The 25,017-nt window shown below is 56.7% G+C and carries 14 protein-coding genes and 1 riboswitch; of the genes, 12 read left to right on the forward strand and 2 right to left on the reverse strand.

Features of this window, described 5'->3' with window-relative positions; all coding sequences use genetic code 11:
• Window positions 1–41 precede the first annotated feature (41 nt).
• Both J2Z70_RS23350 and J2Z70_RS23355 read right to left on the reverse strand, forming a co-directional pair.
• Window positions 42–965 (reverse strand): hypothetical protein, encoded by a 924-nt coding sequence (locus tag J2Z70_RS23350; protein ID WP_209877163.1) that lies wholly within the window; start codon window positions 963–965, stop codon window positions 42–44.
• Window positions 958–1,110 (reverse strand): hypothetical protein, encoded by a 153-nt coding sequence (locus J2Z70_RS23355; RefSeq protein ID WP_155991665.1) that lies wholly within the window; start codon window positions 1,108–1,110, stop codon window positions 958–960. Before J2Z70_RS23355 ends, J2Z70_RS23350 begins: the two co-directional genes overlap by 8 nt.
• 244 nt (window positions 1,111–1,354) lie before the next feature.
• Here J2Z70_RS23355 and J2Z70_RS23360 point away from each other — a divergent pair, with 244 nt between their 5' ends.
• The 12 genes from J2Z70_RS23360 (at window position 1,355) to J2Z70_RS23415 (ending at window position 24,956) form a co-directional block, all read left to right on the forward strand.
• Complete coding sequence (locus J2Z70_RS23360; RefSeq protein ID WP_209877165.1) at window positions 1,355–3,175, forward strand: vWA domain-containing protein; 1,821 nt, start codon at window positions 1,355–1,357, stop codon at window positions 3,173–3,175.
• Between the two features lie 85 nt (window positions 3,176–3,260).
• Entirely contained in the window at window positions 3,261–6,650 is a 3,390-nt protein-coding gene (locus J2Z70_RS23365; protein ID WP_209877167.1) for a tubulin-like doman-containing protein, read from the forward strand.
• Between the two features lie 4 nt (window positions 6,651–6,654).
• Window positions 6,655–9,081 carry an FtsZ/tubulin family protein gene (locus J2Z70_RS23370; RefSeq protein ID WP_209877169.1) on the forward strand — a complete coding sequence of 809 codons (2,427 nt, stop codon included), beginning with the start codon at window positions 6,655–6,657 and terminating at the stop codon, window positions 9,079–9,081.
• Between the two features lie 948 nt (window positions 9,082–10,029).
• A complete protein-coding gene (locus tag J2Z70_RS23375) occupies window positions 10,030–11,301 on the forward strand; it encodes a vWA domain-containing protein (protein WP_209877171.1) in 1,272 nt (423 codons plus the stop codon).
• Between the two features lie 29 nt (window positions 11,302–11,330).
• Window positions 11,331–11,966, forward strand: a complete 636-nt coding sequence (locus J2Z70_RS23380; RefSeq protein WP_209877173.1) for a beta-mannanase — start codon at window positions 11,331–11,333, stop codon at window positions 11,964–11,966.
• 48 nt (window positions 11,967–12,014) lie between these two features.
• Window positions 12,015–13,277 carry a hypothetical protein gene (locus tag J2Z70_RS23385; RefSeq protein WP_209877174.1) on the forward strand — a complete coding sequence of 421 codons (1,263 nt, stop codon included), beginning with the start codon at window positions 12,015–12,017 and terminating at the stop codon, window positions 13,275–13,277.
• Complete coding sequence (locus J2Z70_RS23390; RefSeq protein ID WP_209877176.1) at window positions 13,274–16,396, forward strand: GAP1-N2 domain-containing protein; 3,123 nt, start codon at window positions 13,274–13,276, stop codon at window positions 16,394–16,396. Before J2Z70_RS23385 ends, J2Z70_RS23390 begins: the two co-directional genes overlap by 4 nt.
• Before the next feature lie 1,478 nt (window positions 16,397–17,874).
• Window positions 17,875–18,067, forward strand: a riboswitch (cobalamin riboswitch).
• 213 nt (window positions 18,068–18,280) lie between these two features.
• Window positions 18,281–20,452, forward strand: coding sequence for an S-layer homology domain-containing protein (locus tag J2Z70_RS23395; RefSeq protein WP_209877177.1), 2,172 nt, complete (start codon window positions 18,281–18,283; stop codon window positions 20,450–20,452).
• Window positions 20,453–20,906: 454 nt separating this feature from the next.
• Entirely contained in the window at window positions 20,907–21,773 is an 867-nt protein-coding gene (locus J2Z70_RS23400) for a DUF4430 domain-containing protein (protein WP_209877179.1), read from the forward strand.
• Window positions 21,770–22,714, forward strand: coding sequence for an energy-coupling factor transporter transmembrane component T (locus tag J2Z70_RS23405; protein ID WP_209877181.1), 945 nt, complete (start codon window positions 21,770–21,772; stop codon window positions 22,712–22,714). The genes J2Z70_RS23400 and J2Z70_RS23405 overlap by 4 nt, the downstream gene beginning before the upstream one ends.
• Window positions 22,630–24,297, forward strand: a complete 1,668-nt coding sequence (locus J2Z70_RS23410) for an ABC transporter ATP-binding protein (RefSeq protein WP_209877183.1) — start codon at window positions 22,630–22,632, stop codon at window positions 24,295–24,297. The genes J2Z70_RS23405 and J2Z70_RS23410 overlap by 85 nt, the downstream gene beginning before the upstream one ends.
• Window positions 24,270–24,956 carry an ECF transporter S component gene (locus J2Z70_RS23415; protein ID WP_209877185.1) on the forward strand — a complete coding sequence of 229 codons (687 nt, stop codon included), beginning with the start codon at window positions 24,270–24,272 and terminating at the stop codon, window positions 24,954–24,956. Before J2Z70_RS23410 ends, J2Z70_RS23415 begins: the two co-directional genes overlap by 28 nt.
• The last annotated feature ends 61 nt before the right edge of the window (window positions 24,957–25,017 follow it).

The following is a 25,017-nucleotide window of genomic DNA, read 5'->3' on the forward strand; positions in this document are numbered from 1 at the left end:
ATTTCATAGATAAGGATTAGAGCGGCAGTCAGCTTCTAACCTTATACTTCAGGGTCCCAGCGGTACTTAAGCTCACGGATCTCCTCCACCTTGGCATCCAGGCCGTTCCACGGCTCATAAGGGTTCGCGGCAATGAGTCTGGATAAGCGCAGGAACCGGTCCTTGGGCAGCTCCTGCACATAGCGGCCGATCATGCCGGAGTAGAGCAGCGCGTATCGCTTCATGCGAACCGCAGCACTGGCAACGGCCGTCATAATGTCCAGCCCCTTATCCATTTCGAGAATCTGCACCTCGTAATTCTTGACATAGCGCAGGGTGCGGTCCTTGATCAGCTCGGGACGGACCCTGGCGATCTCGCCGATATATTCAGCCAGCAGCGGCTCGAAGTCCTTCAGCAGCAGCTGCTCCAGCTCCAGCGTCATGTCCTTGCGCAGCTGGAACCCGTGCAGCAGGGCGACACGCTGGCGGGAGATCCGGTCTCCGCGCAGCAGTACGGAGATCTCGCGCAGCTTCTCATAAGCGAGCACATCATTCTCGCGCAGTACCGTCACGGCTTCCTGGCGGTTCAGCTCCAGATCTTCCTTGATGCTGAAAATATTGCGGCCAAGCAGTTTATTCAGCGCATACAGATTTTCGTTCTGCCGTACTTTCCGCTGCGTATAGTAGACCAGTCCGGCTAATACAAGACCGCCTGCGCCGCACAGCACCATCTGCTGCAGATCCTGCCCGAAATAGATTCCGGCCAGGGTCAGCAGGAGAATAACGAGCAGCCGGGTCTGTACCTTCCGCCCGGCTAGGGACACTGCATACTTCTCCACCGGAATCAGCGCGGCGCGGCCGCAGTGGGCGCAGCGTTCCTCGCTCAGAGCGGTGTAATGGCGGCAGCGGCGGCAGATGCGCAGCTTCTCGAAGGAGTAACGGGGAGCCTTGAAGGGACGGAAGATCACCGGTTTCTTTTTACTCACGGGCCGTATCTCCTCCGTTCAATGCCGCCAGCAGGCGCTCGTCGATATCCTCACGGGTGAGCGGCTTCCGCTGGCGGGACGCATATAGAATGATCTGAATCACAGCATAGAGAAACGTTATCCCGAGTATGGCGTATGTAATCATGGAACTCTTCCTTTCTGCTCTGGTTACGGTCTTTTAATCAAATATTCAGGATTGCAGCGTATACTTAGAATAGTCTATCCGGCTCAGGATGGCGATTGCCACTAGCGGAAGTGCCGGTCCAGCGGTCACTATGTTGATGTTTACAAGGTTTAATTATATCATAATGGCATGCTATTGACAGAATTTAGCTATGCGTTACGGATCTGCCATATCCGCCTAATTTCACACAAGAGGAGCCCTATTTATGCTTCGTAACGAACGTAATTTCAGCAAGGCCAAGAATAGACTGCAGCGCATATTGCCTGTATTGCTCATGATTCTATGTATCACTGTATCCCCATATGCTGCTTCGAGAGCCAGCGCGGCTTCGGCCGCACCCTCACATATTGACGCTGTGCTGCTGATCGATGTCAGCAATTCGATGAACAAGAGCGACAAGAACAAGATAGCCAATGAAGCGATGAAGATGTTCATAGATATGCTGTCCACCCAAGGCGATAAGGTAGGCATTGTGGCCTACACCGATAAGGTGCAGCGCGAGAAGGCGCTGCTCGGCATCAAATCCGCCGGCGACAAGGAGGATCTGAAGAATTTCATCGACGGGCTTAGCCGCGGACCCTACACGGACCTGGCGGTCGGGATGGAAGAGGCGGTGAAGGTGCTGGAGAACGGCAGCGATCCCGGCCATGAGCCGATGATCGTCATGCTGGCGGACGGCAACAATGACCTGAATGAAGCCAGCGGCCGCAAGCAATCCGATTCCGACAAGGAGCTGAAGGCGGCAGTAGAGGCTGCCAAGCAGAAGGGGTATCCCGTATATACCATAGGGCTGAATGCGGACGGCAAGCTGAACAAGAATATTCTGGCCGGACTGTCCAGCGAGACAGGCGGCAAGGCGTTCACCACGAATTCCGCCGATGATCTGCCGCAGATTCTCAGCGAGATTTTTGCCAGCCATTTGAAGCTGAAGGTGGTGCCGGTGCCGTCCATTACGGCAAACGGCGATTATCAGGAAGTTACGGTCAATGTGCCTAATGGCAGCGTGCTTGAAGCGAATATCTCGATCATGTCCTCGAAGCCGGTGACGGCGAAGCTCAGTAATCCTGCGGGGAAGGAAGTAGCGATTCCCTCCGATAAAGTGCTGTTATCCAAGTCGTCCAGCTATACGCTGATCAAGCTGCTGTCGCCGGAGGAGGGAGACTGGAAGCTCCAGGTCAAGGGAGTGCCGAAGGACAAGATCGATATTAACCTGGTATTCAACTACGATCTGGAGCTGAAGCTGGATGCTCTGCCCTCCAAGTCTTACGGCAAAGGCGATACGGTGGATATCTCCTCGCATCTGTTCAGCAATGGAACAGAGGTAACGGAGAGCAGCCTGTACCAGGATATGAAGGCCGTGCTGCTGGTTACAGATAAGGACACCGGCCAGGTACAGGAGATTCCGCTGGATAACTCGGGCGCCGAGTTCAAGGGTGCTTTTGAAATCAAGGATAATCATGAATACGAGCTGAAGGTCCGGGCCGAAGAGAGCAGCTTCTATCGGGAGAGCGATGTGCTGACCATCAATGCCAAGACGGGAACAGTGGCGACCACCCCGCCGTCAGCAGGCACTCCTGCGGGCGAAGAGCCTGCTGAGGAGAAGACCTCGAACACGCTGTACTATATCATCGGCGGCATTGTGCTGCTACTGGCTGCTGCCGCCGCATTCTGGCTGCTGCGCAGCAAGGCTAACCGGGGGTTCGTCGGGCAACTGGTGGTGGAAGTGGTGGACGGCAACACCGGAGAGAAAACCTATCCGCAGTACAAGAAGCTCGCTGCCTTCCGCGGCAAGTTCACTCTGCACCAGCTCCTGCAGCTTGCTCCTGAGCTTAAGGAGAGCGAGAAGCTGATCTTCACCCCGGGAACCCATGACCGGCTCCTGCTGCGCGGGGGCGAAGGGATCTCGGTGGAGCGCTCGGGGCGTGCTGTTGATACCTCGCGGGGCCTGGAGATGAAGAGCGGTGACCGGGTAACGGTCTCTCTGCAGACGGTAGACAAGACGATTCTATTGGAATATTTGATCTGATAAGCAGGCTAAGTGTATGCTCCCGAAGCGATCATGCGAAGTGATTCGGGATGTGTAGGCTATCACAACTTTTGGGGGAGAACCTATGAAACCGGTAGTAAGAGAACATATTCAACAGCTGGATGTATCGCTTGGCGGAGGAATCGTCAGCGACAAGATCAGAGTGGATACCATCGACAACCCGATCCTCATTATCGGGCTTGGCGGCACGGGCATCGATGCCCTGCTGCGGCTCAAATACCAGATTAACCGCCGCTTCAAGCTGCCTGAAGATCCGTTGTCCAAGAAGAAACGGGATAAGCCCGACAACGTGGAGTTCCTGGCGTTCGAGACCAATGAACAGGACCGCGGCAAAAAATACAAGGGCATCGGCCTCGACCCGCAGAATGAATTCGTGCTGCTGGCCAATGCCGAGATCGGCGGACTGCTGCAGAACCGCAGCATCCTGGATTCTTACATTACAGACTGGCTGTCGCCGGAGCTGAGCATCACAGACGGGATGAACGGAGCCGCCGGGGTGCGTCAGGCCGGACGCTTGCTGCTGTTCACGAAGATCAACCAGGTGGTTGCCGCCATCGACAAGAAGATCAAGACGCTGTCTGTCGGCACCAGCAAGAAGCTCATGGTCTTCCTGCTTACCGGTCTGTCCGGCGGAACCGGCAGCGGGGCGTTCCTGGATATTGCCTACATCGTGCGCGGCATTATTGAACGTGACTACGGCGCAGCCGGGATAGACCGTGTCAATACGCTGGGCTATCTGTTCACACCGGATGTCAATCTGTCCAACAAGAGCCTCAGCGAGCATACCCGCGAATATATCCGCAAGAACGGGTATGCCGCGCTCAAAGAGCTGGACTACTGGATGAACGTGGACAGCCGGGGCGAACGCTTCCGCCAGAAGTACGGCAATATTCTTAGCGTCAACTCGCCGCTGCCGCCGTTCAATCTCTGTCATCTCATCTCCGCAACGAATACGGAAGGCAAGCTGCTGGAGAACGCCTACGATTACTGCATGAACGTGACGGCTGAGAACATCACCAACTTCATGGCCAGTGAAGAGAAGGCCTCCGGCGAGGAGTTTGCCATCCATGACTATATCAGCAACATCCGCACGAACATTGCCCAGATGAACAAGACCTATCCTGCCAACTATGAATACAACATTATCGGGGCATCCTCGGCCGTGCTGCCGATTGAGGAAATGACAACTTACCTGGCTTACCGTCTCTTCGACAAAATGGACAAGATGTTCCATCACGCCCCGAATCAGGAGGATGTGGAGAAGATGGCACGCAAGCTCGGCATCGATCTTGATACGATGATCAAGACGTTCGAGTCCCGTGTGCCGGAGCCGCTGCCGGGTTATCAGAACAGCGAGCGCCTCAGCCATGCCAATGTCGTCAAGAATCAGGTCGTCAGCATGGATACGGAGCTGGAGCAGAACTTCCTGGCCCGTGCGCGTGAGGAATATATCAAATCCAAGAAGCAGCTTCCGGGTGAGATTGCCGGACGGTTCGGCGAAGAGCTGGAGCGCATCTTCCTGCATCCTGAGCAGGGGCCGTTCTATGTGTCGCGGCTGCTGTACACCGAGAAGGGCTTCTGCATCCTGAAGCTGATCCAGTCTTATATTGAAGCGCTGCGCGAGAGTCTCTTGCGCCTGCCGCGTGATATTGAGACCGCACAGGAGAGTGCAGAGGATAAGCTGGGCGATGCGCGGAGCGCTTTTGTGTCCAAGGAGAAGAAGAAGAACGCCTATATTGAAGCCAAAATCAATGAATACTGGCTGCATGCCGATGTGGAGCGCACCGAACAGATGATCCAGTTCTATGAGGATCTGTATGAGCTGTTGAATGAAGAGAACAGCCGGATCTACGGTGTGTTCACCGAGATTCTGACCGCGCTCAGCTCGATCTTCGAGAAGAACGGCGACATTCTGATTAACGGCGAAGAGCAGGCCGACCACAAGGGCAACAAAACCTACTATTGGAATATCGTCAACGTGCCGGATATCTCGGCGACCATCTCCAAAATCATGGACCAGAAGGACGGCGATGATCTGATCCGTGACTTCACACGTGAGATGCTGAAGCATTCCGGGCGCTGGGTAAGGGAGCAGGAGATTGATATTGTCCGCTCCATATCCGAGTTCCTCAGCGACAAGTTCGGGGACCTCATTACCCGTTCGATGGAGGATTTCCTGGTGATGAAATACGGGCGCGAGGAGCCGCTGGATAAGTTCGTGGAGCGGATTATTGCCGGACGTCTGGATGAGGATGCGGTGCCGATTTTCCACCTCAGCAACAGCTCTGGCAGCCTGCACTTCCCGTCGTGGGGCTTCGTCTCCGTACCGGTGAAGGCACCGGGGATTCTGAAGGGTATCCGTAATTATCAGAACAATGCACTCGGCAAATCGCAGTTCACGATCAAGGAGAGCGAGGTCAAGAACCGTATTTTCTGGCTGAATACACGCAACGGGGTGCCGCTGTTCGTATATACGCCGCTGCGGGTGTATGAGGAGAACTACGAGCGGACCATTCTCGACAAGGAAGGCATCGGCCGCCATCTGGTGATGACCGATAAGGACAACTGGACCTATCTGCCTTCGCCGATCCCGGAGAAGTCCTGGGGCGATACGTATGCGAATCCGCGGGTTCGTGAGTACAATGCCAGAGTGCGGGCAGATTTCGGCCGGGCACTGGAGTCCGGTGTGATCATAGAGAAGGGTGTGGACGAGAACACCAGCAGCCGCTTCTCCGTGATCTTCACGAAGCCGCTGGATCTGGGCAAGCTGCTGGGTGCTTATGATCTGCAGCTGGATGCGCCGCGTCCGAATCTGGGTGAAGTGCGCAAGGCCGCTGAGGAGCTCAAAGCACTCCGCACAGCAGGTATTGAACGTGAAGCCGTGAAGGATATCTTCGGCAGTATTAATCTGGAGCTGGCCCAGGAGAACCTGATCCGTTCCCCGCAGCTCATCGCCCGTGTCCGTGAGGAGCTGGCGAAATACGATGCGCTGGCGGCCAAATCTGCGGAACTGGAAGCGCTGGTGCATCAGCATCTGGATGAAGACAAATGGCTGGACCAGTTCATTGAGGCGTTGTACACCGATACCATTACCAAAAAAGGCGCGCTCTATGTCTATGACCGTGACGAGGACGAGGATGCCTGGGAGCCGTTCGCGAATCTGATGAAGGAACGCAGCTATGTGGAGTATGCCGTCTACCGCCATTTCCGTGAGCTGGATGAGAAAAGCCGCAGTCTCCTGCTCCGCAAGGCAGCGCGCCGGGCCGGAGAAATGACGGCAGCCGAAGATGTAACTCCGCTGCTGTATAAGCTGGAAGGGATGTATGTCTCGTTCCTGGAGGCACGTGATGCTCTGGAATATGAGCGGGTAGAGCATGCCAACGGAGATGAAATGTACGGCTTCTACAAGAGCCTGACCGGCAAGCTTGGCAGCATCCGCAGAAAGCTGAAGTAGGCCTATGATCAGAGATCAAGCCTTACAATATGCTGAGCAATACGCTGCCCAGGAGGAAGCACAGCATCATAAGGGGGATGGGCGCAGCAGTATCCATTACCCTGCGCTGTTCCTGTTCCTGGGCGATAAGGTGACCCCGGCCATCGGTCCGGTGCTGGAACGCTGCCAGCGTAAATGGGACAACGCAGGCGGCGTAATGGCACTGCATGCCGGTTCGCATAACGGCAGCGGCAGTACGCAGGAGAAGGAGGGGGTCAAGGGGCGGATCGGCAGCGGTAACAGCAGTGTCCATGAACGCGTGATGCACATGACCCTGCCGGATACGGCAGGGCGTGATCCGCGTACGGTCCGGCGTGAGCTGTACCGTGAATTTCATGAGGATAGCCAGTATTTAGCCGGAATGAACCGGACGCTGCGTCAGTTAAGCAACAGCATAGCGGATTACGGGCGGCTGTATTCTTCTTTTGACGTCATCCATCTGTCTGTCATTACACGGGTCGATGACCCGCAGAATGTGCTGTTGCCGGAGATCGTGCTGCTGGCCCGCGCAATTCTCAGCCAGTCGTTCAAATCGGTACAGATTGATCTGTACGCGCTGATTAACGAACGTGAGCAGGGGGATAACTTCGGCTATTCCAGCTCGGTCGGGCTGGCTTGTCTGCGTGAGCTGGACGGGATGCAGGCGGCGGATTATGCCTTAAGCGCTCCGCTGCTGGTGACGGAGGAAGGGCTGTCCATTCCCGTGACGCATGGTCCTTCTCCGCTGTTCGATCTGGTCTATCTGCTCTCCGACAAGAATGAGCGCGGACTGATGTCGGTCCATGGCATGGACGACAATTACGAGATTATCGCCCACATCAGCCTGCTGAAGAACCGGGTCCGGCCTGCGGCCGATCAGGCCTCCGGGCACGGCGGCTACAATAATATGACGTTCAAAAGCGGCATCCGCGGCAGCACAGGCAGACAAGGCTATGCGTCTGCCGGCTTCTCGGCGGTGCGGCGGCCGAACCGCCAGATTGCACTGGCGGTGCTGTACCATGCACTGCATTATCTGTCCGGGCGGCTGCGTGCAGGCCATACCCGGAGTCTTAAGGAGCGGCAGGCGATGCTTGGCCTTGGAGCGGATACCCTGCGGGACCGCGCGGCGGAATTGCTGCCGGAGCAGTCCGCTCTCGCCGAGATGACCGGGCTGATGAGCCACGGACACCCGTCCTATTCACAGCTGCGGATGCTCTCGCTGCGCGAGGCTGAGGAGCTGCTGTTCGGGGAAGGGGCGCAGGCTTACTTCCGCAGTAATTTTGCGGAGGTGTCTGCTCGTAGGGCTGCCGGGATTGATCCGGCCCGGGAGTGGGCCGGAGTGCTGGCTGCCGAGGAGGCGGGAGCCTCCCCGGTCACCTTCTACCAGCTGGCGGAATGGACCAGTGAGAAGACAGGTGAGGGAGGCAGCGTCCTGCAGGCCTTGCGCCAGCATATGGGCGGACTACGTTCCGCTCTGCTCTCCGGTCAGGAGGAGCTGGAGCGGCTCTATGCGGAGAGCGTGGAGCGCCAGCCGTTCCAGCGGGTGCCGCTGCTGGACAAACGGACGGTGCGCAATTTCATTCATTACCTGTTCGAGTCCGTCTACGGCAAGAAGTATGAGCTTCTGCTGCTGGAGAGCGAGCTGGCCCTCTGTCTCCGCTATGACGCTGCACTGGAGCAGCTGCATGCAGACAGCAAGACCAAGGTTGCGAAGATGGAAGCACTGGAGGAGGAGCTGCAGAGTGTCGCTCTGGCCAGCATCGGCCGCAGCAAGGAGACGGTAGATCAGAATATTATGGAGTACTACCGCACGGTGACGGATGAGGTTATGAAGGACATCGAGAACCGGCGCGGGGCGGGGATCTTCTTCAGCGAGCGGTTCATGGGCAGTCTCTCCGGGCTGCTGGTGAACGGAGGCGGCCAGGCGGTGGCTGAGCGGCTGATCGGGCTGTGCCGCCGGGAGCTGCTTACGGCGGGGCCGTTCACGCTCCCGTTCGAGGAGGAGCTGCTGCGGCGCGCCAATGTTGCAGCAGCTTACGAGAACCGGGATATCGTCTCCAAGGAGGAGCTGTTCAAGCAGCTCTACCGCAGTCTGGAGGAGGAGGCGGCGATGAATGTCCGCCTGTTCGAGTACACGCAGGAGCACCGCCACGAGGAGAAGTACTTCTTCGGCGACAGCTCCTCTGAATTCTTGCGTTATGCCTTCAGTGCAGACGAGACCACCCGCATCTACCGGCTCGGCTTCGTACATGAGCAGCGCCGCAGCGGCGTGGAGAAGCTGAACCTGATGGGCGGCTTCCACCTGGAGGATCTGCTCTACTACCGCAACGGCAAGGTCTATTACGAGACTTATGCCGGCAACGGATACCAGCTCCACGGTCTGGAAGAAGAGCAGCTGCCGGAGATGAGATGAGTAGCGAATAGATGGGATGAGTGCTGATGAGCAGAGCCGGGATGAGATGAGCGGAGTGCTGTGAGCGGAGACTAGATTAGATTAGATTAGTGGAGTGCTGATGAGCGGAGACTAGATTAGATGAGTGCTATGACAAACTATTATATTAAGTCAGACTATCACAATCATATTAGGTCAGGCTAACACAACCGCAGGATCTATAGTCCACGCGAGTTCGGCGGCTGACCGTGTGCTGGATGGCGGGATGAGAGGGATAAATCCCTTTAATGCTGCTGAAAGTGGGCCGGATGGTGGAAAGAGAGGGATAAATCCCTTTAATGCTGGTGGAAAGTGGGCCGAATGGCGGAAATAGAGGGATAAATCCCTTTAATGCTGGTGAAAGTAGGCCAGATGGCGGAAAGAGAGGGATAAATCCCTTTAATGCTGACGAGTGTCGGTAATAGTGATCTCGATTTCGCCGTACGCGCGCCAGATGAGCAAATGAGGAGCATTAATGCCCCTGATTTCAGCGAAAGTGTGCAAAACCACCAAATGAGGAGCACTAGTGCCCCTGAATTCACCGAAAGTGTGCTAAACCACCAAATGAGGAGCACTAATGCCCCTGATTTCAGCGAAAGTGCGCCAAACCACCAAATGAGGAGCATTAGTGCCCCTGATTTCAGCGAAAGTGCGCCAAACCAGCAAATGAGGAGCACTAGTGCCCCTGAATTCACCGAAAGTGCGCCGAACCACCAAATGAGGAGCACTAGTGCCCCTGATTACAGGGGGACGGCCTAATTCCAAGGGTTCACCATAATAATGCCCAGGCTCCGGGTCTCGGACCTGGGTACGGGCCTGCACTAACAGGCTTTGTAGGACAATTCTCATTCATTCTGCTGCCGGATGCGCAATAGAATGGAATGGGGAAGCGTGTGTTGATCAAGCTTTTCCCGGAAAGGATGAAATGCAATGCAGCGAAAAATCAATCTGCTCCTGCTGCTGTTCAGTCTGCTCGGCGCGGGTGTAGCGTTTGTGCTCGGTGAGCTGCTGCTGGACCGCAGGCCGTATGATTTACCTCAGATGGTGCTGGTCGGCATCTATTTTGCCATCTTGGCCTTATGTGTTGGAATAGGCGCTCTGGTGGCAGAGACGCTCTCGCCCAAGCTGAACGGACAGTCCTGGAAGCTGCGTTACCTGGGGACCTCGTGGAAAATGTTCCCGCTCATGGTCGTGCTGCTGCTTGGCGTGGGCACGCTGACCGAGTTCGTGTACGAGCTGAACTTCGGCGGCAGCAAGCCGGTTAAGAATGTCGTCATGGTGATTGACGATTCCGGCAGCATGTCGCAGAGCGACCCGTCAGACCGGCGCTACGCGGCGGCCAAGAATCTGGTGCAGCAGCTCAAAAAAGACAACAAAGTCGCCGTTGTCACCTTCAGCAACGAAGCTTCCGTGGTCCAGCCGCTGCTCCCGCTCTCCAAAGCGGCGAACCGCGAGAAGGTCATGGAGGTCATCAGCAGTCTGAAGACGACCGAAGGCGGAACGAACATCAGCGGCGCGCTGGCCGAAGCAATGAAGGTGATTCATGAAGACGGCGCGGACCGCGGGGCGATGGTTATTCTTTTATCCGACGGCGTCAGCCAGTTCAATACCTCTACGGAGCTGACAGACTATGTGGCGCGGGGAATTAAAGTAAATACGATCGGGCTGGCCCTGGATGATCCGTCCGGCGCAAATCTGCTGCAGAATATCGCCAGCGGCACCGGCGGACAGTATTATGATGTGGCCGATGCGAACCGGCTTGGCGATGTATTTCAGCAGATTTATGACCGTCTGGGCGACCGGACACTGCTGACCGAGCGCAGCGACCAGACCGCGGACAGCCCTTATTATGCTGTGGTGCGTGTGCTGGCCTTGATGCTGCTCGGCACGGCGCTGGGTCTGGGCCTTGGCATTGTGTTCGATAACCGCCATCTGGCCCGGAGCTTCAGTATCGGGGGCGCGGTATCGGGACTTGTGGCGGGGCTGATTCTGGAATCGGGCCTGAACGGCGACACGCTCTGGGACCCTATGACCCGGCTGCTGGCGCTGCTCGTTCTGGCGGCTATTCTCACCTTGTTCACATATATCGTGCCTGTAGGGGAAGGGCGCCTGTCGCGCCGGGGAAGAGCTGCCGGAGCTGGTAATGCGCCTGCTGACAGTATTCATTCACCCCGCCGTAACCGCGGCAGTAAAGGGTTCTAAGCCAGATGCAGGGAAAGGGGCAGGTTGCCATGAAGTACGCCGAGGCAGACGCTGGAGCACCGGTGATTACCGAAGTTGTATCCAGAGTGGAGGACCGGTTCTGTACGCTGCGCTGGCGCTGGCCGGACGGTGTACAGGCGGTATATATTCATAAGGCCTCTGCGGAGGCACCGGACAGTCATGAGCATCCGCCTCCGGGTATGAAGCTCTACACGCGTGAAGAATACAAAGCGAATAACGGGTACCGGGACCGGCTGGACGAGATCGGGATGGTGGCTTACACCATTTATGTGCGGCTTAGCGAGAATGGAGAGACGCTGCTGGTCCGCCAGCAGGATGGCGGTAACCAGGCGCTCGTCAGCGCGGGTAAAGCGAGGATCTACTACGCGGTCCAGCACAAAAAAGGGTTATTCAGCAAGCTGAAAACCGTGCAGATGACGATTACTGCCGAGGTGCCGGTGCCGAAGGAAGTGCTCTGCTACGTCAAAAAGCGGGATGCGCATCCATCCTCCAAGGAGGACGGTGCAAGGTTCCCGTTCGTCCAGGACTTCGCTCCCGGGCGCAACCAGCTCCCGCCGATTGAGGTCGGCAAGGACGACTTTATCCGTATTTTTTTCACCGATGGGCCTAAATACGGGGCGTATTATGAGCTGGTTCCCGAGTGAGCGGGAGCAGCATACCGGGTGCTGACAACACCCTGAGGAGGATGAGAGATGTCTTTTTTTAGCCGTTTCATGAAGAAGAATCAGCCCGCAGCGAGGCCGCTGTATTACGATATTGTCTGCCCTTTCTGCTTCACTCGCTTTGAGCCGGAGGAAGTGGTGTTCCGGGCCATGCACAGCCGTGAGGATGATGAGAATTATGCGCTCGGTGAGGATGATCTGCTGAATAAATACCGGGAGCGCTTCGGCCTCGATACGGTAGATGATATGGAAGCGGTTCTGCATCCGGCGGATATCCCGGAGGAGTACCATCATTATACCGACAACGTGCTGACCGGGCTCACCGACCGCTATGGGGTGATGACCCGCAGACGGCTCTGTCCGTCCTGTCATAACGAGCTGCCTGTAACAGCCGGCAAGGTGCCTAGCAATATTATCTCGATTATCGGAGCTTCCCAGGTCGGGAAGTCTGTCTATATGACCTCGCTGATCCATACGCTCCAGCATACAACGGCAGGGCATTTCGACGCAGCCTGTATGCCGCTGAATGCCGAGATCAGCCGCAAATTCCGCACCCTGTATGAGGAGCCGCTGTTCGAGCGGGGGGATCTGCTGGCGTCTACCCAGAAGGAGAAGATGCAGGAGCCGTTTATTTTCCAGTTCGTGTTCAAGGATGAGTCCAAGCCCCCGCTGACGCTGGTGTTCTTCGATGTGGCCGGTGAAGGCATGGTCGATCAGGATTATCTGGGCCTGCACGGCCAGCATATCAAGAACTCCGCAGGGATTCTGTTCATGGTCGATCCGCTCCAGATCCGTTCGGTCCGGGAGAAGATCCGCATTAACTTCGGTGACCGTCCGGGGGAGTGGGTATCGCAGTATGATGAGCCGCGTGATGTGGTGCTGACTATGTTCGGTGATTTCATCGCTTATCAGGAGAAGAGCAAGACCGAGATTCCGACCGCAGTCGTCCTGGCCAAAAGCGATATGCTCCACTCCCTCAAGGATGAGGATGGCGACTATATCAAGTCGAACAGCAATGTGTTCAACAACTATGTACACCGCAAAACGCTGAACCTGAACGAGTTCCACAACATCGACGGTGAAATCCGGCGCTTTATTGAGAAGGTGGACCGTCCGTTCAAGGATACGATGGATGTGTATTTTGCCAATACGGGATATTTCGCCGTGTCTGCGCTGGGCAGCAATCCGGTCAATCAGAAGGTGGAAGGCGTGGTCAGTCCGATCCGGGTCGATGAGCCGTTCATCTGGCTGCTGCACAAGCTGAATTATATTGAGGGGAGCGACGGGCCGTGAACAGATTCTCAGGGTCCATGATCACCCAGCAGATGTATACCCGCGAGCGCCGGGGCGTATACCGGTCTACAGAGGGCTTCGATACGGTAGCGAAATCGGAGAGTCTCGATAATAATTTTGTCAAAAAAATTCTGCATCCCTTCTGCCTCTACGATGCCCCGGCTGAGCTTACGGCACGCGGCGAGAAGGATGAGGAGCTGTATCCGGCTGCGCTGCATCTGTTCCATACGGAGAGCAACGAGACTGTGATCGGAGAGAGCCGTTATCTGGCGGCGGATTTCACGGGTCAGCGGAGCGCTTTTTTTGCCCATAATTTCGTGGTGCCGCCTATCCGCTCCGAAGAGATTGTCGAGGGGTACGGAGACTGGCTGCATGCGGGGTTTGCCCGGAGCTATGAGGGAGAGCCTGGCGGAACCCTGCCTGAGCTGGATTCGATTCCTGTGGCAACCCGCGAGCTGGACGAGCCGTCTGATCCGCGTACGGTGCTGTCAGGTCTAGGATTCACAGAAGAGCTGTTCAAGGCCCTGCTGCAGGCGGTGATGCTGTCCGTAGCCGGGAAGAAGAAAATCTATGTAGCGCTGGATGTGCCGATCAGTGAGTTGTCGCAGCGTGCGGCCCGGCTGACGGAGGTTCTCTTCGCTGCGCTGCCGTATGACTTCCGCCGCAGGCTGGGAGTGATCACGTATGCCAAGGAGCCGCAGAGCCGCAAATACATTCACCTGACCTTCGTCGAGAAGGGCTCTCTGCGTCCGGGCGACCGCAATATCGAGAAGGATTATATCTTCGATCTGGCCGGCGCAAGGTTCCTGAATACCGACTTCGGCGAGTCGCGGCAGATCTATGCCGATCTGGCCTGGAAGACGCTGGTGGAGAAGGGCGGAAGCCTCCGTGATTTCGCTAAGTTTGCCGACAGCCTGCTGCTCGGGGAGAGTGCGGAGCGTAAGCTGTCGCTGGCGCTCTACAATGAGCTGGCGGTCTTTTATGAAATCGAGCAAGGTAATGAAGCCCTATATACAGACAACAAGAACGCTATACTCGGCGGCCTGCTGTCCTATCTGAAGCCGGAGGGGAAGCTGGATTCGCGGGTGCGGCTGAATGATATGTTCCTGGAGCGGTTCGACCGCGAATATGATCTGATCCGTAAGAAGGGGATTCCGTCAACGGAGATCCTGGAACAGTTCAAGGCGTATTACGCTCTGCCGGGCCATAATTACCGGGTGAAGATCGTCGATTACTTCATCAACGGGATGCTGAACTGCCAGTCCGGGGGCCGGGAGGATGTGCTGGCGGCGGCTTACGGGATTATTGAGAGCGATGCGGAGCTTAGTGAGGCGTTCTTCAAAAAAGTGCTGTCCCAATCTCTCTTCCGCAGGGCGCTGTTCGAGCCGTATCTGGAATCCCGGCTGGCTGCCGCTGCCGGAACGGCGGATATCCTCCGCCTCGTGGGCCACTTCGGCCGGAGTCTTCCGGAGGTGCTTCAGCAGGCAGCGGTACGGGATACCTTTAAGGAATATCTGCTGGAGAAGCTGCAGCGGGAATCCGATCCAGTAGCGGCGGTAACGGCTGTTCATGAAGCGGTCCAGCAGGCAGAGAAGCAGCGCCGCAGAGGCGGCGTATACCCGGAGGCCTTGTCCGTTATGGAGGAGCTCGGCACGGTTGCTGACCGCTTCCTGCTGAACCGGCTCTCGCTGGACGAGCTGACAATGGAGCAGCTGCTGGAGATCTCGTTCCTGCGTTACCGGGATACGGCAGACTGGCAGCCGCCGCTCGACGCGATTGCGAAGCGCAAAGCGAATGCGCTACGCGCAGCCTACCGCTGGTTCGGGGAGGAGTCGCCGGACGAGGAGATTTTTGCCGGACTGACGCCCCGTGAGCTGGACGATGTACAGCTGCTCGGTGCGCGGTGGCTGAAGGAAGCGCGGAGCCTGGAGCCGTTCGACCGGCTGCCGCTGGCCTTCTATCACAGCAGTGAACGTGAAGGCGGGCCGCTGGATTATGATGCGCTGCTGGATCTGGTGGTCCGCAAGGCGGGCAATGACAAGGAGACGGTGTACCGGTTCCTGGATTGGTCGCAGCATAGCTGGCTGTTCGCAAGCTCTGGCAAGAAGCTGTGGCCGAATTACAAGCGGGCTGTGCTGAGATATTTCCTGAAGAGCGACCGCGAGGCATTCAAGAACCGTGAATTCCGCAAAAACCATCTCGACACAGCAACGCCTGCCATGCAGACTGTCTACAATGAAGCCCGCGCCCAGCTGGCTTCGCCGCTGGCGCGGTGGGTCAGCCGCAGCCGATTTCAAATCCTGATCTCAGGGAGCATCCTCGGGATCATTCTGATTGCGGCGGTTATCCTGCTGAGCCAGCTAGGGGGACGCGGCAAGGATACAGCTGCGCCGGTGGCCAGCCCCAGCCCGCTTCCGGCAGTGACCGGACAAGCCGCTGTAGCGGCCCCGGTCTCTGTCCGGCTTGTCGGCGGTGACACGGGGACTGGCGGGAATAGTAGCGGTGATGAGGGAAGCGGAGAAGCGGGTAAGAATAACGGCGTTAAGCTGTTGTTCAGCTTCACTGATGCTGCGGAATGCTCCGCCTTCAAGCCGGAGCGGATCGGCGTGGAGTCCGCCAGCGGCGTTACGGACTACGAGGTTAAGGCAACGGTTAGCAGTTGCCAGGTTGAAGCAGGCGCTGGAGCGGACGGCGATGCGAAGGGTGAGGCAGGAGCCGGAGTAGACGGTGATGCGAGTGGTAAGGCAGGCGCCGGAGCGGACGGCGGTGCGAAGAGTGAAGCAGGCGCCGGAGTGGACGGCGGTGCGAAGGGTGAGGCAGGAGCTGGAGCGGACGGCGATGCGAAGGGTGAGGCAGGAGCTGGAGTAGACAGCGGCGCGGATAGTGGAGCTGCCGCCTCTCCGGCGGCGGCGGGGACTCCTCCGTCACGCGTCTACGAGGTGACGGTGGAGCTATCAGCAGGCGCGAAGCTGGCAGCAGGTGATATGATCACCGCTGGAAGATACTCGCTGAAGCTGGCGGCAGATCCGGGCAGCGCCCCGGAGACTACAGCCACAGCCGCGCCTAGTGCGGACCCGTCCGCTTCCGCAAGCCCGGAAGCGGACAAGGATGCGGAATAACACAGCGGCAACAAGCAGGCTGCGTAAGCTTTTAACTAACGCGATCGGATAATGCAATCGACTGACGCAATTGATTGCCGCTACCGGCCAACGCAATCGACTGACGCTACCGACTGATGCTATCAACCAACGCAATCGACTAACGCTACCTACTGATGCAATCGACCAACGCAATCGACTAATGCTACCTACTGATGCAATCGACCAACGCAATCGACTAACGCTACCGACTGATGCTATCGACCAACGCAATCGACTAACGCTATCGACTGATGCTACCGACCAACGCAATCGACTAATGCTACCGACTGATGCAATCGACCAATGCAATCGACTAACGCTACCGACTGATGCTATCGACCAACGCAATCGACTAACGCTATCGACGGATGCTATCGACCAACGCTACCGACCAACGCTACTGACTCACTCAACCGACTGACGTTACTGAGTAGCACTATTAACTAACGCTAACGAGTAACGCTCCTTAGTCACTCAGCCGACTTATACAACTAACTGACGGTTTTGAGTCGATACCAAGTGATGGTACTGAGTAGCATTGCTTACAGTGATAGGTGTACTCTATACAACTAAAATCAGTAAAAAGGAAGGCGCACCTCTCCTAACTGTATTCTATACAACTAAATTTGCCCGAATGGGCTAAAAGGCGGATACAGAAGCATTTTAGATGTACGAAATACAGCTAAAAGTACATTTGGCAGTAAATCAGACGATTTAGTTGTACAGATTGCATTTAAGCATAACGTTTGGAGCTAGAATAGTACCTTAGTTAGTCGGGGTACGGCAGCCCCCCAGCAAGCTAGGGGATTAAATGAATGCTGATTAGTTAGAATCTGATGATCGATTAGCGGTAGCTGATCTGCTGTGGGCGCATACAGCGCGGCATGGTGGGCTGGTCAGAGCCTGGTGCATACTACTTTATGTAGTACAATGATTTGCGCTCCGGCAGGCTGATACGAGCGTAAAGTAATTAGTTAAGTGTGCTAGTGTCCGAATGAAGCTGCTCTAGTGCACTTTGTACACTAGAATGAGGCATATCGAGCCTAATATGGTGTTCTGTTGTATTCGGTACATTAGATTTTGGGAATTTGGCCCGGCGGAGGGTTATTTGCCACAATCGATTGTATAAAATGCAGCAGAATGCGTTATCGGCCGCTTTTACACGAATTCTAATGTACATAATACAATCGCCTGCTGCCGCTGTCTCCGTTAGTAACGCCAACGGCTTAATTAACAGCAGAAGAGTCACTCCATAGTCCTGAATAGTACGATGTGCCGGGGGAGCGGGCATGTGCTATTCAGGATTTTTGTGCAGAATGGGCGGGACTCGAGTGGATGGAATAGAAATAGCTTGTCTATAGACATACAGGGGAATAGTCGATATGATGGTTTGAGAATATTAAAATTTAATAAGCTTTGGGAAAAGGTGCAGATTGCCTTAGAGGCCGTGCGCTGTCGCTAGCAGATGCTGGCAGGGCTATGTCTAATAGAGGAATCTGCTTAAAAGGGAAGCCCGGTGTAAGTCCGGCGCGGTCCCGCCACTGTAAATACGGAGCAACTCCTGAGGAGCCACTGTCTGCTAACGGGATGGGAAGGCGGGGGAAGCGGTGAAGTATGAGCCAGGAGACCTGCCTTTTTCGTTGTTGTTTCTATTCTTCGGGGGTAAGAATGTGGAAGCAGATGCTGATATTGGCGAGGGCTGTATATGCTGTATTGTATGTAGTGTGGGAGAGGAATCGGCTCCTTCAGCCGCCCTGTATTGTATTCTTCCCCGGCCGCCCTGCACAGGGCGGTCTTTAGGTTGCCGCTCTATCTGCGGAGGAAGCAGGATTCATCCATTCTATTTCAGGAAAGAGGTTAGTTATGAAGAACCATTCTCTATCATCCAGGTTCACACGGTTGGGACTTGCTGTCATTATGCTGTTCGCACTGCTGGGAGCAGCCGTAGCCCCGGCAGGACAAGCAGCTGCTGCACAGGCAGGCGGGACTTCCGCACCCGCGGTATCCGCTCTGCCCGCAAGTGAGGCAGCGAGCGTAACTGCTGCGGTCTATGCCACTGCGGAGTTCATGCTGAAGAACGGAGTCCAGTCGGACTGGCAGGCGATTGGCCTTGCGCAAGCAGGCTACAAGGTTCCTGCCAGCTATCTGAAGGCGCTTGAAGGCAAGGTGGCTGAGGCTAAGGGTGTTTTTGCCAGAGCTACGGACTATGCCCGGATCACGCTTGCCGTTAAGGCACTTGGCGGCGACCCGGCGAATGTGGCAGGCTATAACCTGATTGAGAAGCTCTACAATCACGATGCAATTACCGGCCAGACGCTGAATAATCCGGTCTATGCACTGCTCGCTCTGGATTCCGGTAGCTATACAATCCCGGCAAATGCGAAATGGACACAGTCTAAGCTGCTGGCAGAGATTCTGGCGAAGCAGAACCCGGACGGAGGCTTTACTCTGACCACGGGTGCGAGTGATCCGGATATGACAGCGATGGTGCTGAACGCACTGGCTGGACATAAGCAGGAAGCGGCAGTGAATGCTGCCGGTCAGCGGGCGGCAGCCTGGCTGGCTAAGGCACAGGATAAGAACGGAGGATATGGCGACAGCAGCGAGAGTGTAGCTCAGGCCATCATCGGTCTGTCTGCCTTCGGCATTGATCCGGCAGGAGCAGATTATACTAAGGGTAATATTAATCTGGTCAGCAAGCTGCTGAGCTTCAGCGCAGCAGATGGCGGATTCGTCCACACTGCGGGCGGCAGCTCCAATCCGCTCTCAACGGAGCAGGCACTGGAGGCTTTGGTAGCGTACAAGCTGTTTGGAACAGGCGGTAAGCTCTTTGATTTTAGCGGCACACCAGTGAAGAATCCTCAGGTAAGTGTCTCGGTTACAGTTGAAGGTCCGAATGGAACGTTGGCTGAGGGCAGCGTGTACGCCGGAAATGTGCTTACGGCACTGGATAAGACAGCAGCAGCCAAGCGCCTGGCTCTGGTCAATGAAGCAGGCAATTATGTGACGGGGATCGGCGGCGTGATTGCGGGTACTTTTGGCGGATATGATGGCTGGATGTACGTGGTCGCACGCGGCGGAGCATGGATCTATCCAAGTGTAGGGATGGGCGACTTCGCGCTGGAGGAGAATGACCGCATTGTGGTCTATTATGGCGGGGACAACACGCAGGTGGTTGATGCCGTAACCGTGACTCCCGCACAGCCGCAGCCTGGACAAGATCTGAAGGTGCAGGTAACCCAGAAGCAATGGGTCTGGAATGAGGCGACCTTCACCTCCGATCCGGTAACCTCACCGGCAGCAGGCGTACAGGTAACCATCGGCGGCAAAACAGCAGTTACAGATGCTGCGGGCGTGGCTGTTGTGGCCGGAGGACTGCCAGCAAATAAATATACCCTGACGGTTACGGGATATCTGAAGGATAAAACCCCGGCCATCGTGCGTCATACGGTCCCGGTAACAGTGGCTTCTGCGGCGGCGGACCGTCCGGCTTTTGGCGATGTGAAGTCGATCTCGCCTTGGGCGCTGGAGTCGGTATACACGGCGTATGACCGCAAGCTGATGAACGGTGTGAGTGAGAACAGCCTGCTGTTTGCACCGAAAAAGAATATTACCCGTGCTGAATTTGCAGCGCTGCTGCTGCGGTTAACCGGGAACGAGCCGTCTGCGGCGTCTTCTGCTGGGGCCTTCAGTGATGTTAAGGCCGGTACATGGTATTATGGAACAGTGAACCGGGCGAAGGAGCTAGGAATCATCAGTGGCGTAAGCGCCAAAACGTTCAAACCGGACGGGCTGGTTACGCGCCAGGATATGGCTGTGATGATGGTTAGAGCTTTTAAGCTGGATGCTACATCAGCCGGAGCAGGGGCTGGAGCTGGTAAGTTCAGCGATGAAGATAAGATTAGCGACTATGCATTGTCCGCTGTCCGTACGGTGACGGGACTTGGATATATGAGCGGTACCGGCGGCGCATTCGAGCCTACTGCTGTGGTAACCCGTGAGATGGCTGCTGCTGTAGCGGTTAGATTGCCATAGTTGAGTAAGAGTAGGGGATGGTATAGTTTAGTTGAAATTTCCATTCCGCTGCAGGATGGGTGCTGTACGCTGGGGCGGACAATAAGTGGATAAATGACATCTAATCTGGCAGGATTTGCTGCAAAGCGGGAGTTAGTTGGAAAAACAACACTTATTCACGCCCGAAGCTCCCGTATGATGGGTTGTGGGCAGAATTAGATGCCTGAAATCCAACTAATTTCTATACAGGTGCGTAACCAGAATAATTAAGTGTAGAAAATCCAACTAACGCCCCCGTGCCGATGAGTAGTTGAGGCGTATAGGGTTGTTGAAGCGTTGCAGGCTCATTAGACAGGCGATTTTGCTTGGAATTAGTTCGGGTATGTCTTGAAAAGTAAGCATAAGGTGTATGAAGGAACGGGGAACAGGCTGACTGGCCCCCGTTCTTTTCCCTTTTTGTGGAGGTGTGCAGGTAATGTTCAATCTAGTCAAAAGAGGCCGGGGAAGGCTGGCTCCGCTGCTTCTCCTGCTGATGGTATTGCTGCTCCCCGGCTGCTCCTCTGGGCAGCCGGATCAGGCAGGCGGCGGCCCGCAGCCGCCCGCCGGGACCCCGGCCGCGCAGACGCCGCGGCCTGGAGACGAAGCGGCTCCGCTGCCGGGAGCCGCTGAGGGCACTGCCGTACCATCCGCCCCTGCGGACGGTACGGCAGCTCCGGCGTCGCCAGGCGCAGCGGCGACGCAGCCTTCGGCGGGCGCGAGCGAGCCCGCCAAGCCGGCGTCGCCAAGCGCAGCGGCGACGCAACCATCGGCGGGCGCAAGCAAGCCCGCCAAGCCGGCGTCGCCAGGCGCAGCGGCGACGCAGCCTTCGGCGGGCGTAAGCAAGCCCGCCAAGTCCGCGGCGGCCACACCCAAGCCGCCGACCCCCGCGCCCGCTCCGGCGGCTACGGCCAAGCCGCCAGCCGCCACGCGTTCCCCGGCCGCCACGCCCAAGCCGGACAACGTAGTCACCCTCTCCATCACCGGAGATGAGGAGCATGGCGTGATTCTGGCCGCTGCCCAGTACGAGATCAAGAAGGGCGAGAGTGTGCTGGACCTGCTGAAGCGGATTACACGGGCACAGAAGATCCAGATGGAATATCAGGGCAGCAAGGCTTTTGCTTATGTGGAAGGTATAGATAATTTGTACGAGGGTGATCACGGGGCAGAGAGCGGCTGGATGTACAAGGTCAATGGAGAATTTCCCTCCAAGGCTGCGGGTAGCTGGATCGTCGAGCTCGGGGATACCATCGAGTGGCTGTATACGCTTGATCTAGGCAAAGACCTGGGGGCCAAAGCGCCATGAGCAGCGGCTTTCGTTCCATGCATCCGGTAGTAGCCCTGCTGTATTATGCAGGGCTGCTGCTGTTCACTCTGCTGGTCTTCCATCCGTTATTTCTGGCTACAGAGATAGCCGGACTGCTGGCGCTGCTGCTGTTGCAGGGACAAGGGCGTCAGCTGTTGCGCAGCTTGCCTTTTATGCTGCTGATGGCAGCTTCCGTGGCCTTGCTGAACCCGCTGTTCTCGCATAGAGGGGCGCATATTCTGTTCTACTGGCTGGATCAGCCTATTACATTGGAGGCTGTGCTGTACGGGTTGATGATGATGACTATGCTGCTTACTATTTTTATCTGGTTTATATCCTACAATTACACGGTGACTACAGATAAGTTCATGTACCTGTTCGCGGCGGCTGCGCCGAGAACGGCGCTGCTGACGCTGATGGCCATCCGGTTCGTGCCGCTGTTCCAGCGGCGGCTGCGCCAGATTACGCTGATCCAGCGTCTGCGCGGGATAGATGCCGGTACGGGAAGCCTTAAGAAAAGAATGACGGACGGAATGACGCTGCTCAAAGTGCTGCTGACCTGGTCGCTGGAGGAAGCCCTCCAGACAGGAGATTCCATGACAGCCCGCGGCTACGGCAGTACCAAACGTAGCACTTACACGATATACAAGGCCGATTTGCAGGATAAGCTGGTGATGCTGCTGTTAACCGTTAGCGGTGTGGTTACGCTGCTGTTCTGGGTGCAGGGCTACGGCAAGCTGGAGATCTATCCCCGGATGAGACCAGCGGACTTCGGCTGGCAGGAGGCCGTCATGTACGGGAGCTTCTGCCTGTTCGTGCTGATTCCTGCGGGACTGGAAGGAAAGGAGAAATGGTTATGGAGATCCTCAAAGCACAGCAATTATCCTTCCGATACCCTGAAGAAGACAGGGACACGCTCCATGAGCTATCGTTCGTCATAGAAGAGGGGGAATTTGTCGTGCTCTGCGGCCCGTCCGGCAGCGGCAAAACCACCCTGCTGCGTCATCTGAAGCGGGAGCTCACTCCGGTGGGTTCATCCAGCGGAACCTTGACCTACAAAGGGCAGCCTCTGTCCGGGCTTCCGGCAGCGGTGGCCGCCGGGGAGATCGGGATGGTCTTCCAGAACCCGGATGCACAGATCGTGATGGATACGGTCTGGCATGAGCTGGCCTTCTCCATGGAGAACCTGGGTCTACCGCCTGCTGTCATGCGGACCCGGCTGGCGGAGATTTGCGGCTTGTTCGGGCTGGAGCCGCTGCTCTACCGTCCGGTACATGAGCTGTCAGGCGGACAAAAGCAGCTCATGAACCTGGCCTCAGTGCTGCTGCTTCAGCCCAAGGTGCTGCTGCTGGATGAGCCAACCTCCCAGCTTGATCCTGTTGCTGCGCGGGAATTCATTATGGCGCTGCAGCGGCTTAACGAGGAAATGGCGGTCACAGTGATCATCAGCGAGCACAGGCTGGAGGAGGTGCTGCCGCTGGCCGATCGGGTGCTGATGCTGGAAGACGGCAAGCTGCTGGCAGATGCCGCTCCCCGCCTGTTCGCCCGGCAGACCGGCAGCGGGGCCTTGACCTCAGCTGGGCGCTACCTGCCAGCCGCCTCACGCCTGTACTTGTCGCTTGCTCCGGAAGCGGATTCCGTTGCGCCGGAGAATATTCCTCTGACCGTGCGTGAGGGCAGACGCTGGCTGCATGCCCTGATGGCAGGAACGGACGCTGCCGCAGGTGCTGAACTGGTTAATAACTTGAATAGTCCTGCCGCAGAGACTCTCCTCACCTGCCGCGAAGTGACCTTCCGGTATGAGAAGGAGGGCCGGGAGGTCCTGAGGAAGCTCTCGTTGACGCTTAAGCAAGGGGAGTTCCTGGCAGTCATGGGCGGGAACGGTGCGGGCAAGTCCACCCTGCTGCATGTGATGAACGGGCTGATGAAGCCGCAGCGCGGCAGGATAGAGCTGGCCAAGGGCAAGACTACAGGTCTGCTGGCACAGAATCCGCTGCTCTATTTCAGCTATGATACGGTAGCCGAGGAGCTGCAGCATATGGGGAGCTACGCCGGGTTAACGCCAGAGGCAGCAGCAAGCGAGATTGAGGCTTTGCTGGCGGTATTCCAGCTCCGGGAGGTGCTGCAGAGTCATCCGCATGACCTCAGCGGCGGGCAGCAGCAGCAGACTGCGCTTGCCATGATGCTGCTGATGAAGCCGGATATTCTGCTGCTGGATGAGCCGACTAAGGGGCTTGATCCGGCCGCCAAAGACAGGCTTGCCGCCCTGCTTCAGCAATTGCGCGGGCAGGGGATCAGTATTCTCATCGTAACGCATGATGTAGAATTCGCGGCTAAGCATGCTTCGCGCTGCGCACTCCTGTTTGACGGGGGGATTACGGCAGAGGGCACACCGGCTGAGTTCTTCAGCAGCAATTACTTCTATACCACGGCAGTCAACCGGATTGTGCGGGACTGGCTGCCGCAGGCATTGACAATAGAGGATGTGATTCGCACATGGCCCGCTTCCGCATACCGCTGCTAATTGCCCTGGGACTCTTCATCGCGGGGCTCGCGCTTACCGCAGCATTCACTGACCGGCATTATGTGCTGCTTAGCGTGGTGCTGCTGCTGGCAGCTCTCCTGCCGCTGTTCATCCGGCTGGAGCGCCGGCCGCTCCAGTCCCGTGAACTTGTGCTGCTAGCGGTGTTGTCCGCTATTGCAGCGGTCAGCCGGATTCCTTTTGCCGCATTACCGGGGGTAAAGCCTGTGTCGGCCGTTGTCATCCTCTCCGCTTATGTCTTCGGGGCAGAGGCGGGATTCGTTATCGGAGCAGTCGCTGCCCTGGTCTCTAATATTTACTTCGGGCAGGGGCCCTGGACGCCATGGCAGATGTTCGCCTGGGGTATGACCGGACTTACAGCCGGGTGGCTGCGGAGGAGCTGGCTATTGCGCCGGCGGGCCGGGCTGCTGGTGTTTGGCTTCATCTGGGGGTTCCTGTTCGGCTGGATTATGAATATCTGGGTCCTGCTCAGTCTGCCGGATGCCTTAAGCTGGCGGCTGGTTGCCGTTACGTTTGCCGCAAGCTTTTACTTCGATCTGGCCCATGCCTTGTCGAATGTATTCTTCTTAGCGGTGCTGGCCGGAGGCTGGACCAAGGTGCTGCAGAGATTCCGCAAGAAATATGGCTTGCTTCAACAGTGAATGGAATTATAATTAATGGATAACGCTCTACCAAAACGATAATATTCTTCTTTTTTCGACA

Source organism: Paenibacillus silagei, assembly GCF_017874735.1.
GTDB classification, from domain to species: Bacteria; Bacillota; Bacilli; order Paenibacillales; family Paenibacillaceae; genus Paenibacillus_AQ; species Paenibacillus_AQ silagei.

What these genes read in the sequence shown, in the direction of transcription:
- J2Z70_RS23355 (WP_155991665.1), bottom strand. Translation starts at nt 1,110, where the DNA reads ATGATTACATACGCCATACTCGGGATAACGTTTCTCTATGCTGTGATT.
- J2Z70_RS23360 (WP_209877165.1), top strand. Translation starts at nt 1,355, where the DNA reads ATGCTTCGTAACGAACGTAATTTCAGCAAGGCCAAGAATAGACTGCAG.
- J2Z70_RS23365 (WP_209877167.1), top strand. Translation starts at nt 3,261, where the DNA reads ATGAAACCGGTAGTAAGAGAACATATTCAACAGCTGGATGTATCGCTT.
- J2Z70_RS23370 (WP_209877169.1), top strand. Translation starts at nt 6,655, where the DNA reads ATGATCAGAGATCAAGCCTTACAATATGCTGAGCAATACGCTGCCCAG.
- J2Z70_RS23375 (WP_209877171.1), top strand. Translation starts at nt 10,030, where the DNA reads ATGCAGCGAAAAATCAATCTGCTCCTGCTGCTGTTCAGTCTGCTCGGC.
- J2Z70_RS23380 (WP_209877173.1), top strand. Translation starts at nt 11,331, where the DNA reads ATGAAGTACGCCGAGGCAGACGCTGGAGCACCGGTGATTACCGAAGTT.
- J2Z70_RS23385 (WP_209877174.1), top strand. Translation starts at nt 12,015, where the DNA reads ATGTCTTTTTTTAGCCGTTTCATGAAGAAGAATCAGCCCGCAGCGAGG.
- J2Z70_RS23395 (WP_209877177.1), top strand. Translation starts at nt 18,281, where the DNA reads ATGAAGAACCATTCTCTATCATCCAGGTTCACACGGTTGGGACTTGCT.
- J2Z70_RS23400 (WP_209877179.1), top strand. Translation starts at nt 20,907, where the DNA reads ATGTTCAATCTAGTCAAAAGAGGCCGGGGAAGGCTGGCTCCGCTGCTT.
- J2Z70_RS23405 (WP_209877181.1), top strand. Translation starts at nt 21,770, where the DNA reads ATGAGCAGCGGCTTTCGTTCCATGCATCCGGTAGTAGCCCTGCTGTAT.
- J2Z70_RS23410 (WP_209877183.1), top strand. Translation starts at nt 22,630, where the DNA reads ATGGAGATCCTCAAAGCACAGCAATTATCCTTCCGATACCCTGAAGAA.
- J2Z70_RS23415 (WP_209877185.1), top strand. Translation starts at nt 24,270, where the DNA reads ATGGCCCGCTTCCGCATACCGCTGCTAATTGCCCTGGGACTCTTCATC.